We start from the raw sequence: 11783 nt of genomic DNA on the forward strand, positions 1-11783 counted from the left end.
ATTAATCGAATAATGATTCTTCAAGACGTTCGACTTCATCACGCAACTTAACAATAAACTTTAACTTACGTACTGCATCTGCAGCTTCAAACCAATTTTCTTGATTGAGCAATTGTGCCAGTTTATGCAGCTGTTGTTGATACATAATTGCGGCTTGTTGTTCAAAATCCACTAAGGCAGCTTCAGGATCAGCGCACTCAGAAATCGCTTCCAACGCTTCTCGCAGCTCCATTTGCTGCATTAAGAAGTCCATATCTTGAAGTGTCTTTTGCTCACCGCGAATATCTTCATCGCGTTCAGAAAGCATATATTCAGCGCGGGAAACAGGATTTTTTAGCGTTTGAAAGGCATCGTTAATCTGAGCTGCTTTTTGTACTGACAGTAACCGATCGCGCTCGGATGCAGTGGCAAAGTTATCCGGATGGAATCGACGCTGTAATTCGCGGAATTGTGTTGCTAATAAACCGTTATTAACATCAAATTGAAACGGTAATCCAAATAATTCGAAATGATTCATAATCGCAACCATATATAAAAAATAAACCTGACAACTCACTCGCCACGATGGCGGCCAGTAGCCAGGTTTAATAAAACACTATGCGCAATTATACGTTGAAGCTTTCACCACAACCACATTCGCTAGACACGTTAGGGTTGTTAAATTGAAAACCTTCATTAAGGCCTTCTTTGGCAAAATCAAGCTCAGTACCATCAAGGTAAACCATGCTTTTTGCATCAACGATAATTTTTACACCTTGCTCTTCAAAGACTTGGTCCCCTTCGTCAAGATCATCGACGAACTCAAGGATATACGCCATACCCGAACATCCTGAAGTGCGAACCCCGAGACGCAAACCAATGCCTTTGCCTCGATTAGCTAAAAAAGTCGATACGCGACTTGCTGCCGCTTCAGTGATAGTAATGGCCATACTTCAAACCTCAGAAATTATTTTTGTTCGTGTTTCTTCTTATAATCGCTAACTGCTGCTTTAATTGCATCTTCTGCAAGAATTGAACAGTGAACCTTAACCGGTGGTAATTCAAGCTCTTCTGCGATCGCAGAGTTCTTGATTGATGCTGCTTCGTCTAATGTTTTACCTTTCACCCATTCAGTGATCAGTGAACTTGATGCAATAGCAGAACCGCAACCATAGGTTTTAAACTTTGCATCTTCAATGATGCCATCTTCAGTTACTTTAATCTGAAGTTTCATTACATCGCCACAGGCTGGTGCACCCACCATACCGCTACCAATGTTTTTATCGTCGTTGTCAAATGAACCCACGTTACGCGGATTTTCATAATGATCGATGACTTTTTCACTATATGCCATGATAAATTCCCTCGAATAATGTCTAACCGCAGATTAGTGGTGTGCCCACTCAACTGTATCTAAATCAATGCCATCTTTGAACATATCCCAAAGTGGTGACATTGCACGTAGTTTGTCGACTGCTTCTTTAATTTGAGCCACAGCATAATCAATTTCTTCAGCGGTAGTAAAACGACCAAAAGAGAAACGAATTGAGCTATGCGCTAGTTCATCATTTAGACCTAATGCACGTAGTACATAAGAAGGCTCTAAGCTCGCAGATGTACATGCAGAACCTGATGATACAGCAAGATCTTTCAATGCCATTAACAATGACTCGCCTTCAACAAACGCAAAACTGATGTTTAGGTTGTTGGGAATACGATGCTCTAAATCACCGTTGATTGACATTTCTTCAATGCCTTCAAGGCCTTTAAGCAAACGCTCACGCATATCAACTGCGTGCTGGTAATCTTGTGCCATTTCTAGCTTAGCGATACGGAATGCTTCACCCATACCAACAATTTGATGCGTTGGTAAAGTACCAGAACGGAAACCACGTTCATGGCCGCCACCGTGCATTTGTGCTTCAAGACGAATACGAGGTTTACGGCGTACATATAATGCGCCAATACCTTTAGGACCGTAAATCTTGTGCGCAGAAAATGAGATTAAGTCCACTTTAGTAGTTTGCACATCAATCGGTAGCTTACCTGCAGATTGTGCTGCATCAACATGGAAAATTGTCTTATTTTCACGACAAATTTCACCAATAGCTGCAATATCTTGAACAACACCAATTTCGTTGTTCACATGCATAATAGAAACCAGCACAGTATCTTCACGCATTGCGTCGCGTAGTTTTGCCAAATCAATAAGACCATTTGACTCAGGCTCAAGGTAAGTTACCTCATAACCTTCACGCTCTAATTGACGACATGGGTCAAGAACCGCTTTGTGCTCAGTTTTACATGTAATAACGTGCTTTCCTTTCTTATTATAGAAGTGGGCAGCACCTTTAATTGCAAGGTTATCAGATTCTGTAGCACCCGAGGTAAACACAATTTCACGGGGATCAGCATTGATTAACTCAGCAATATACTCACGAGCAGCATCAACCGCCTCTTCCGCTTGCCAGCCATAACGGTGTGAACGTGACGCTGGATTACCAAACGTACCATCCATAGTTAAACACTGAACCATTTTCTCAGCAACACGAGGATCTACAGGACAAGTTGCAGAGTAATCAAAATATATTGGCAGTTTCATTTTCTTCTCCGAAAACACGAACGTCTGGTCTCTAGGAGCGGACATCGACACCGATAGGGGCGCTGTCGTGTGATTTTTTATTTGCAAATGATGTTTTATTATTACTTTGTAGGATTACATCCTGACGATCAGCAATAGTTTGTACGTCATTATCCTTCATCAACTCACCAAGAGTGATGTTATTTAAGAATCCGCTGATACGATCACTTAAATCATGCCATAAGGTATGAGTTAAACAACGGACGCCACCTTGGCAACCGCCTTTACCTTGACACTTAGTTGCATCAACTGATTCATCAACTGCTGCGATAACCATACCAACAGCAATACTGCTGGCATCTTCACCAAGGCGATAACCACCACCAGGACCACGGACACTTGTAACCAGACCCGCTTTACGAAGACGCGAAAATAGTTGTTCTAGGTAGGACAGTGAGATCCCTTGACGTTCTGAAATATCAGCCAACGGTACTGGTCCATTATGTGAATGCAATGCTACATCTAACATTGCCGTCACTGCGTATCTTCCTTTTGAGGTCAACTTCATAACATGGCTACCTACTTGAATTTATACAAGCAGTCTCTCATACCTGACTAATTTGGTCAAGTATTTAACCCACTAAAACAGTAGGTCTTTTACCCTTTTACTAGCACTGTTATTTATTGTTCTTCTCTAAGGTTTCAATCGTCTTTTCTACTGACGATAAAATACCCCTTAAGATATTTAACTCTTGCTGCTCTGGACGAGCACGAGTAAACATGCGACGCAGTTTCACCATCACCATACCGGGATGATTTTTATTAATAAATCGAGTTTGGCTGGTCACTTTTTCAAGATGATCATAAAACCGTTCAAGTTCATCTGCACGTGGGTATTCATCAACAATCGCAGTAGATTGATGCTTAGTCGCATCAAGATACGCCATACGAACTTCATAACTTATCGTTTGCACAGCCATCGCAAGATTCAATGAGCTATATTCAGGATTAGCTGGAATATAAACATGGCAATGGCATTTTTGTAATTCTTCATTGGTAAGGCCGGTACGTTCACGACCAAATAAAATTGCTACTGGGTGCTGTTCAGACTCAGCAATAACTTTAATACCATTTTCACGTGGGTCTAATTGTGGCCATTCAAGTGTACGTGAGCGTGCACTTGAACCAACAACCAAACCGCAATCAGCAACGGCTTCATCTAATGTTTTTACAATTTTAGCGTTCTCAACTACATCAGCAGCACCGGCTGCTAAAGCAATTGTATGACTATCAATCTCACATGCGGGATCAACAAGAACAAGGTTAGTTAACCCCATTACTTTCATTGCGCGAGCTGCAGAACCAATATTTCCAGGATGTGACGTGCCAATGAGGACAACGCGAATTTTATCTAACATGATGTCGCTATATTCCAGTCTAATTTAACGCTCAGAGATAGTAGCACAGCCATAACAAAAATGAAGAAAACATGTCTGTTTGATGGTTGTTATTACCTATTACTGCCATCAATAAATAAAATACCGTCATTTTCATTTTTTCAGTGCCAGCTAACGTCGAAAAAATAACCACTTCCTTTTTTTTATAGCTCTGTTATACTCGCCGCCGCTTTTTAGTTCTTTAACATCCGTTGGGAAAATCCTATGCATCCGATGCTTAATATTGCCATTCGCGCTGTGCGAAAGGCTGGTGACCATGTCATTAAATCTCTAGAAAAACCTCAATCTATTGAGGTTGCTAATAAAGGTAATGATGTTGTTACCAATATCGATCATGAAGCAGAAGCTATCATCATCGAGACAATCCTGAAATCTTACCCTGATCACTGCATCATCGCAGCTGAATCTGGTAATAGAGACGGACGTGACAAAGAGTGTCAGTGGATTATTGACCCAGTGGATGGCACCAAGAACTTCGTTCGCGGTTACCCTCACTATGCAGTTTCTATCGCACTACGTATGCGTGGTCGTACAGAAGTTGCTGCAGTTTACGACCCAGCTCGTAACGAACTATTCACGGCTACTCGTGGTTCAGGCGCGCAACTTAACAGCCTACGTCTACGTGCATCTCAGCCACGTGATCTAACTGGTACTGTGTTAGCAACAGGTCTTCCTTTTGCTGCTAAACAACACGCTGAAAGTTATCTAAAAATCCAAAATGCTTTATTTGTAGAATGTGATGACATGCGTCAATCAGGTTGTACTGCATTGGATCTTTGTTACCTAGCTGCTGGCCGCGTTGACGGTGTATTCAAGCTAGGCCAAAAGCCTTGGGAACTTGCTGCTGGTGAATTAATCGCGCGTGAAGCTGGTGCTATCTGTGCTGACTTTACGGGTAACACTAACTACCTAACGTCTGGCAACATTGTTGCTGGTAACGCACGTGTAGTTAAGCCAATGCTTGCTAAAATCCGTGAATTCGGTAGCGATGCTTTGACTAAGTAATCATTGATTACAACCCGCTAAATAAAAACGCCCCGCTGATATTCACAGCGGGGCGTTTTTGTTTCTATTAGTTATCTCTTTATACCGATCATATAGTTTGTTGGTCAGCTTAAAGCCACCAGCATAACGCATAAACATCCTCTCTCATTTGTAAGATCAAGCTAGAGAATGACGAAAGCATAGCTAAATTAGGTCATAAAAAACGGAGCCCAAAGACTCCGTATAATTTATATTATGCTGTGTAACCCATGCGCACTAGTTACCACTATGGCATCGCATCAAGCTCTTCACCTTCTTTATCTAATGGCGTTGGCATTAAGTGCTCACGGGTGATCCCCAATTTAAGCGCTAACGCTGAAGCCACATAGATTGAAGAGTAAGTACCGACAGTAATACCAATCAATAATGCTAATGCAAACCCTTGAATCATCGCACCGCCTTTTAAGAACAAGGCAATCACTACAAACAAGGTTGTACTGGAAGTAATTAATGTTCGACTCAATGTTTGAGAAAGAGAGCAATTCATTATTTCTTCAGAAGTTTGTTTACGCATTTTACGGAAGTTTTCTCTAATACGGTCAAACACGACGATGGTATCGTTAAGTGAATAACCGACTACTGTTAGCAATGCTGCCACAATAGTTAAATCAACTTCAATTTGTAATATCGAAAAGATACCGACAGTAATGATAATATCGTGTGCCAATGACAACACCGCGCCTGCGGCTAAACGCCATTCAAAACGCACTGAAACGTAAAGCAGAATACAAACTAGCGCAATTAAAATCGCCAATCCGCCCGCTTCTGCCAATTCATCACCGACATTGGGACCAACAAACTCAACACGACGCATTTCAACTTGCTGACCCGTTCCAGTTTTTAAAGCCTCAATGATCTGGTTACCCAGCGTCTCACCTTTAACACCGTCACGGGGTTGCAAACGAACCATTACATCACGAGCAGTACCAAAGTTCTGTACAATCGCATCACCAAAACCAGATTTTGCCAATGACTCACGAATTAACGGTAAATCAGCAGGATCTTTAAAGCTAACTTCAATAAGCGTACCGCCAGTAAAGTCTAAGCCCCAATTCAATCCTTTGGTCGATATTGTCGCAATAGAAGCCGCAATCATCATTAACGAGAAAATAAACGCTAATTTTGACCAACGCATAAAGTCAGTAACTTTATCCGCATTCAATAATTGTTTCATTTATGCGCCCTCCTAAATTGACAACTTATCTATGCGTTTACCGCCATAGATTAAGTTAACCACAGCACGAGTGCCGATAATTGCTGTAAACATCGAGGTTAAAATACCAATCGATAATGTCACAGCAAAACCTTTAATTGCACCAGTACCAACAGCAAACAAAATAATCGCTGTCATTAAGGTAGTGATATTCGCATCAGCAATGGTACTAAACGCATTCGCATAACCTTGTTGAATCGCTTGCTGAGGGCTTCGACCGTCACGTAACTCTTCACGTATACGTTCAAAGATAAGCACGTTAGCATCAACAGCCATACCTACGGTTAATACAATTCCGGCAATACCAGGCAAGGTCATAGTTGCACCAGGAATCATCGACATCACACCAATAATCAAGACTAGATTCATCATCAATGCTAAGTTGGCAATCAAACCAAAACCACGGTAGTACAATAAGGTAAAGAGCATTACTGCCACCATACCCCAGATACATGCCTGAATACCCATATCGATATTTTGTTGACCCATAGATGGACCAATTGTGCGTTCTTCAACAATTGAAATTGGTGCAATCAACGCACCTGCACGTAATAGCAATGCGAGGTTGTGGGCTTCTGGTTGTGAGTCAATACCAGTAATGCGGAAGTTACGTCCCAGTGCAGTTTGAATAGTGGCTTGGTTAATCACTTCTTCATGCTTTTCAAGAATGACTTTGCCGTCAGAAGTACGATTACCGCTGTCTTTGTACTCAGTAAATACTGTCGCCATTAATTTGCCGACATTATTACGTGAGAACGCCGTCATTTTACTGCCGCCTTCAGTATCGAGCGAGATATTCACCTGTGGACGACCATATTCATCAGCACTTGAAGTTGCGTCAGTAATATGAGAACCCGCTAGAATAACGCGCTTTTTCAATACGGTAGGACGACCATCACGGGTCATCTTGATTTCACTACCAGCAGGAACTCGACCAGCAGCTGCCGCAGCAAGATCTGCACTGCTATCCACTTCACGGAACTCAAGCGTTGCGGTTGCACCTAAAATTTCTTTAGCGCGTGCCGTATCTTGAACACCCGGTAGCTCAACCACTATGCGGTTAGCGCCTTGACGTTGTACTAATGGTTCAGCAACGCCTAACTCATTAACACGGTTACGTAAGATAGTAATATTTTGCTCGACAGCATAATTACGGATTTCTTGAAGACGCGCTTCAGAAAAACTTGCCGTTAAAACAAAACGTCCTTTAGCGTCACTTGCAGTAAACACCATATCGGGATGAAGCGGTTCTAATACTGCTTTTGCTTGCTCTAATTGAGCGGCATCACGCAAACGTACAGAAACCGTTTCTTTCGTTTTATCAATGGCACGATAGCGAATTTTATCTTGGCGGAGTTCAACTCGAAAAGTTTCTTCTTGCTGACCTAATAGTTTTTCCATCGCCGCATCCATGTCCACTTCCATCAAGAAATGAACCCCGCCACGCAAGTCTAAGCCAAGCTTCATTGGTGTAGCACCAATAGCTTCTAACCAAGGGGGGGTAGAGGGAGCGAGATTTAGCGCAACAATATATTTGTCACCTAATTCACTATTAAGAATATCGCGAGCGCTGATTTGGGTATCAGTATCTTGAAAACGAACCAGTACTGAGCCTTTTTCAAAGACAACTGACTTATAGGGGATATTGTTCTTTTTTAAATCTTCGGTGACGGCATCCAAAGCGCTCATAGTAACCGAGGCGCCACGCGCCCCGGTTATTTGAATCGCTGGATCTTCACCGTATACGTTGGGAAGTGCGTAAAGCAAACCTATAATTAGTGCGAACAACACTAGTAAGTTCTTCCACAGAGGGTATCGGTTAAGCACTGCTATGATCCTTCAAAGCGAATGTTTTTTTATAGTCTTATAAAGACTTCATTGTGCCTTTTGGCAAAACTGCAGTAATGAAGTCTTTTTTGATAGTTACTTCAGTATTGTCGTTTAGCGCCAGAACGATGTAATCACTTTCAGATGATGATTTAGTAATACGACCTAAAAGACCACCGTTAGTCATTACTTCATCGCCTTTACTCATCGAGCTCATTAGCGTTTTGTGCTCTTTAACACGTTTAGCTTGTGGGCGGTAAATCATGAAGTAAAAAATTACAGCAAACAGGCCCAGCATAATGAATAACTGGTACGGTGAACCACCTGCAGATGCACCTTCAGTTGCAGCATGTGCTTGAGAGATAAATAAGCTCATTTATAACGTCCTCGATTTATTATGATTTATACAATTTGTAATGGTGGAACTTCACGGTCACGACGCGCGTAGAATTCTTCTACAAATGCATCGAAACGATCTTCTTCAATTGACTTACGGATACTTGCCATTAAACGCTGGTAGTAACGTAAGTTATGAATGGTATTTAAACGCGCACCTAGAATTTCATTACATTTATCTAGGTGATATAAATACGCTTTTGAATAATGACGACAAGTGTAACAGTCACACTCAGGATCTAGTGGTGTTGTATCTGTTTTATGTTTCGCATTACGGATCTTGATCACACCACCAGTCACAAACAAGTGTGCATTTCGGGCATTTCGAGTCGGCATTACACAGTCAAACATGTCGATACCACGACGAACACCTTCAACTAAGTCTTCAGGCTTACCTACACCCATAAGGTAGCGAGGCTTATCTTCTGGTAATTTTGGACATGTGTGCTCAAGAATACGGTGCATATCTTCTTTTGGCTCACCAACAGCCAAACCGCCAACAGCATAGCCATCAAAACCAATGCTGGTTAAACCTTCCACTGAAACATCACGTAAATCTTCGTATACACCACCTTGAACGATACCAAATAATGCATTTGGATTTTCAAGCTTATCAAAGTGATTACGGCTACGTTGAGCCCAACGAAGTGACATTTCCATCGACTTTTTCGCTTCGTCGTGGGTTGCTGGGTACGGCGTACATTCGTCAAAGATCATTACGATATCAGAACCAAGATCTTTTTGAATTTCCATAGATTTTTCAGCATCCATGAAAATCTTGTCACCATTAACCGGATTACGGAAATGAACACCTTCTTCAGTGATTTTACGTAATGCGCCAAGGCTAAATACTTGGAAGCCGCCTGAATCGGTTAAGATTGGACCTTTCCATTGCATAAAGTCATGTAAATCACCATGCATCTTCATCACTTCTTGTCCAGGACGTAACCATAAATGGAACGTATTACCTAGAATGATTTGTGCACCAGTGTCTTCAACTTCTTCAGGTGTCATACCTTTTACAGTACCGTAAGTACCTACAGGCATAAATGCTGGCGTTTCTACCGTACCGCGTTCAAACTGCAAACGACCACGACGTGCGCGCCCTTGAGTTTTATCTAATTCAAATTTCACAAGACCTCCAAAAGCCAGAGAAACAATCTGACAGATTCCCATTACAGGATTAAGCCCCACAGGCGATTGCCTGATCAGCCACAAAAATAATGGCCGTTAATAACGACCATAGTAGCTCACAGCATTAGCGTTACAATAAATAATCGTCACGATAAAGTGGAGCAAAAAGCATTTATTATGTTGTAAATTCTACATGAAAAAATTTACATCATGTAGCAAAGACAACAAAGGCTGCAATTGTAACAAAAAGCAGCCTAAATACTTAATTTTTAATAAATGTTAACGTAATCAATATCACACGTTTTTACGGGTAATAAACATCGAATCGCCGTAACTAAAGAAACGATATTGATTAGCAACCGCTTGATGGTAAGCATTCATCGTATGATCATAACCAGCAAATGCACTCACTAACATAATCAGTGTTGATTCAGGCAGGTGGAAGTTAGTAATTAGTACATCCACTAGCTGAAATTGATAGCCTGGGAAAATAAAGATTTCCGTATCACCAAAAAATGGTTTTAACTCAGTACCATTCTTAACTGCATCTTGTGCTGCACTTTCTAATGAACGCACCGATGTGGTACCGACAGCAATAATACGACCACCATTTGCGCGGGTTTCATTAACCGCCGTAACAACCTCTTGTGGTACTTCAACATATTCAGAATGCATGTGATGATCGTTAATATCATCAACACGTACTGGCTGAAAAGTTCCTGCGCCAACATGCAAAGTTACAAATGCAAAATTAACCCCTTTAGCTTTTAAATCAGCCATCAGTTTATCGTCAAAATGCAAACCTGCAGTAGGGGCAGCCACTGCACCTGGTTTCGCGTTATATACCGTTTGGTAACGCTCTTTATCTGCATCTTCGTCAGGGCGATCGATATAAGGCGGTAATGGCATATGCCCCACCTGTTCTAAAATCTCTAGGACAGTTTTATCGCTGTTAAAACGAATTTCAAATAGCGCGTCGTGGCGAGCAACCATTTCAGCAGAAAACTCACCATTTTCACCTAATAACAATTCATTACCAGGCTTTGGCGGTTTAGATGCGCGCACGTGAGCAAGAATAGATTTATCATCCAACATCCGCTCAACTAACACTTCAATTTTACCACCAGACGCTTTATGACCATACATACGCGCAGGTATAACACGGGTATTATTAAAAACTAATAAATCCCCAGCCTCAACCAGATCTAACACATCTTTAAAACCTTTATGCGCTAATTCACCAGTATTGCCCGTCATATGTAACAAACGGCTCGCAGTACGTTCAGGTTGTGGATAGCGAGCAATCAGCTCGTCCGGTAACTCAAAATCAAAATCAGAAACTTGCATCGTAATACGCCTTAAATAACAGCAGGCGGGCATTATACTTAACTCCACCAAAGATGCGAAACCCCGTAGCAATTAAAGCGCCTTTTCCATAAAAAACTTTCGCCGAACAATCTACTCTGTCTTTATTTAACAATAAGGACTGAAGTTTAATCGTTTATGACATTTGAAATTTATGACCGCTGTCATGGGATAATCACCAATAATTCGCTACATTCAAAGGAGTAGATTAATAAAAAAACATATCAACTATTATATGAAAATGGGAGATTTTAATGTTTACAGTTGCCGATATGATGACCCCGAAACCGCATACACTATCACGTAATAGCAGCTTATTTGATGCTAAAGAAATGATGCAAACCCTGTCTATTCGTCATATACCGATTACCGATCATAATCATCACTTACTGGGGTTAATTTCTCAACGTGATGTACTTGCTGCTCAAGACTCTAATTTAAAATCAGTTATCGCCAGCCATTCACACTCGCCGCTAGAAGCATTACTTGAACATTGCATGAACCGTAATGTTTTCAGTGTTGATAGCCATGCAGGCCTCAAAGAAGCCGCACTGTATATGCAAAAACACCAGATCGGCTGTTTACCTGTGGTTGAGAATAAACAACTGGTTGGCATTATTACTAACAGTGATTTTGTTGCGATTGCGATAACATTACTTGAAATGCAAGATGAAGTGGATCCGATTGAACAAGAACAAGATAATCTTGATGATATTGATATATTACGAGAATTATAACCATGCCCACAAAGGGAGCATAACGCTCCCCTCGATAAATTTAATCAGCG

Annotated in this window: 13 protein-coding genes; 2 read left to right on the forward strand and 11 right to left on the reverse strand. The window is 41.4% G+C overall.

Annotated elements, in window-relative coordinates; translation table 11 throughout:
* Position 1: 1 nt before the first annotated feature.
* The 6 genes from hscB to trmJ all read right to left on the reverse strand — a co-directional run bounded on the left by hscB (position 2) and on the right by trmJ (position 3978).
* A complete protein-coding gene (gene hscB, locus PPBDW_RS12440; RefSeq protein WP_036796471.1) occupies positions 2–517 on the reverse strand; it encodes a co-chaperone HscB in 516 nt (171 codons plus the stop codon).
* Positions 518–605: 88 nt separating this feature from the next.
* The gene (gene iscA / locus PPBDW_RS12445; RefSeq protein WP_036795847.1) at positions 606–929 is read right to left on the reverse strand and encodes an iron-sulfur cluster assembly protein IscA; all 324 of its coding nucleotides are present in this window, start codon (positions 927–929) and stop codon (positions 606–608) included.
* Between the two features lie 17 nt (positions 930–946).
* Positions 947–1333, reverse strand: a complete 387-nt coding sequence (gene iscU, locus PPBDW_RS12450; protein ID WP_036795849.1) for a Fe-S cluster assembly scaffold IscU — start codon at positions 1331–1333, stop codon at positions 947–949.
* 33 nt (positions 1334–1366) lie between these two features.
* Entirely contained in the window at positions 1367–2581 is a 1215-nt protein-coding gene (locus PPBDW_RS12455) for an IscS subfamily cysteine desulfurase (RefSeq protein WP_036795851.1), read from the reverse strand.
* Between the two features lie 31 nt (positions 2582–2612).
* Positions 2613–3128 carry a Fe-S cluster assembly transcriptional regulator IscR gene (gene iscR / locus PPBDW_RS12460; RefSeq protein WP_036795853.1) on the reverse strand — a complete coding sequence of 172 codons (516 nt, stop codon included), beginning with the start codon at positions 3126–3128 and terminating at the stop codon, positions 2613–2615.
* A 109-nt stretch (positions 3129–3237) separates the two neighbouring features.
* Positions 3238–3978: a tRNA (cytosine(32)/uridine(32)-2'-O)-methyltransferase TrmJ gene (gene trmJ / locus PPBDW_RS12465; RefSeq protein ID WP_036795854.1), complete on the reverse strand. Its 741-nt coding sequence runs from the start codon at positions 3976–3978 to the stop codon at positions 3238–3240.
* Positions 3979–4221: 243 nt separating this feature from the next.
* Here trmJ and suhB point away from each other — a divergent pair, with 243 nt between their 5' ends.
* The gene (gene suhB, locus PPBDW_RS12470) at positions 4222–5022 is read left to right on the forward strand and encodes an inositol-1-monophosphatase (protein ID WP_036795855.1); all 801 of its coding nucleotides are present in this window, start codon (positions 4222–4224) and stop codon (positions 5020–5022) included.
* A 265-nt stretch (positions 5023–5287) separates the two neighbouring features.
* On the opposite strand, the gene secF is transcribed toward suhB, so the two are convergent.
* The 5 genes from secF to queA form a co-directional block, all read right to left on the reverse strand.
* Positions 5288–6235 carry a protein translocase subunit SecF gene (gene secF / locus PPBDW_RS12475; protein ID WP_036795856.1) on the reverse strand — a complete coding sequence of 316 codons (948 nt, stop codon included), beginning with the start codon at positions 6233–6235 and terminating at the stop codon, positions 5288–5290.
* A gap of 12 nt (positions 6236–6247) precedes the next feature.
* A complete protein-coding gene (gene secD, locus PPBDW_RS12480) occupies positions 6248–8101 on the reverse strand; it encodes a protein translocase subunit SecD (protein WP_036795858.1) in 1854 nt (617 codons plus the stop codon).
* Positions 8102–8138: 37 nt separating this feature from the next.
* On the reverse strand, positions 8139–8477 hold the full coding sequence (gene yajC, locus PPBDW_RS12485; protein WP_036795859.1) for a preprotein translocase subunit YajC: 339 nt from the start codon (positions 8475–8477) through the stop codon (positions 8139–8141).
* A 26-nt stretch (positions 8478–8503) separates the two neighbouring features.
* The gene (gene tgt, locus PPBDW_RS12490; RefSeq protein ID WP_036795860.1) at positions 8504–9631 is read right to left on the reverse strand and encodes a tRNA guanosine(34) transglycosylase Tgt; all 1128 of its coding nucleotides are present in this window, start codon (positions 9629–9631) and stop codon (positions 8504–8506) included.
* 294 nt (positions 9632–9925) lie between these two features.
* A complete protein-coding gene (queA, locus tag PPBDW_RS12495; RefSeq protein ID WP_036795861.1) occupies positions 9926–10978 on the reverse strand; it encodes a tRNA preQ1(34) S-adenosylmethionine ribosyltransferase-isomerase QueA in 1053 nt (350 codons plus the stop codon).
* A 272-nt stretch (positions 10979–11250) separates the two neighbouring features.
* On the opposite strand from queA, the gene PPBDW_RS12500 reads away from it, so the two are divergent.
* Positions 11251–11733: a CBS domain-containing protein gene (locus PPBDW_RS12500; protein ID WP_036795863.1), complete on the forward strand. Its 483-nt coding sequence runs from the start codon at positions 11251–11253 to the stop codon at positions 11731–11733.
* The last annotated feature ends 50 nt before the right edge of the window (positions 11734–11783 follow it).

The sequence above is a fragment of the Photobacterium kishitanii genome (assembly GCF_000613045.3).
Classification (GTDB): Bacteria; Pseudomonadota; Gammaproteobacteria; order Enterobacterales; family Vibrionaceae; genus Photobacterium; species Photobacterium kishitanii.

What these genes read in the sequence shown, in the direction of transcription:
- hscB (WP_036796471.1), bottom strand. Translation starts at nt 517, where the DNA reads ATGAATCATTTCGAATTATTTGGATTACCGTTTCAATTTGATGTTAAT.
- iscA (WP_036795847.1), bottom strand. Translation starts at nt 929, where the DNA reads ATGGCCATTACTATCACTGAAGCGGCAGCAAGTCGCGTATCGACTTTT.
- iscU (WP_036795849.1), bottom strand. Translation starts at nt 1,333, where the DNA reads ATGGCATATAGTGAAAAAGTCATCGATCATTATGAAAATCCGCGTAAC.
- PPBDW_RS12455 (WP_036795851.1), bottom strand. Translation starts at nt 2,581, where the DNA reads ATGAAACTGCCAATATATTTTGATTACTCTGCAACTTGTCCTGTAGAT.
- iscR (WP_036795853.1), bottom strand. Translation starts at nt 3,128, where the DNA reads ATGAAGTTGACCTCAAAAGGAAGATACGCAGTGACGGCAATGTTAGAT.
- trmJ (WP_036795854.1), bottom strand. Translation starts at nt 3,978, where the DNA reads ATGTTAGATAAAATTCGCGTTGTCCTCATTGGCACGTCACATCCTGGA.
- suhB (WP_036795855.1), top strand. Translation starts at nt 4,222, where the DNA reads ATGCATCCGATGCTTAATATTGCCATTCGCGCTGTGCGAAAGGCTGGT.
- secF (WP_036795856.1), bottom strand. Translation starts at nt 6,235, where the DNA reads ATGAAACAATTATTGAATGCGGATAAAGTTACTGACTTTATGCGTTGG.
- yajC (WP_036795859.1), bottom strand. Translation starts at nt 8,477, where the DNA reads ATGAGCTTATTTATCTCTCAAGCACATGCTGCAACTGAAGGTGCATCT.
- queA (WP_036795861.1), bottom strand. Translation starts at nt 10,978, where the DNA reads ATGCAAGTTTCTGATTTTGATTTTGAGTTACCGGACGAGCTGATTGCT.
- PPBDW_RS12500 (WP_036795863.1), top strand. Translation starts at nt 11,251, where the DNA reads ATGTTTACAGTTGCCGATATGATGACCCCGAAACCGCATACACTATCA.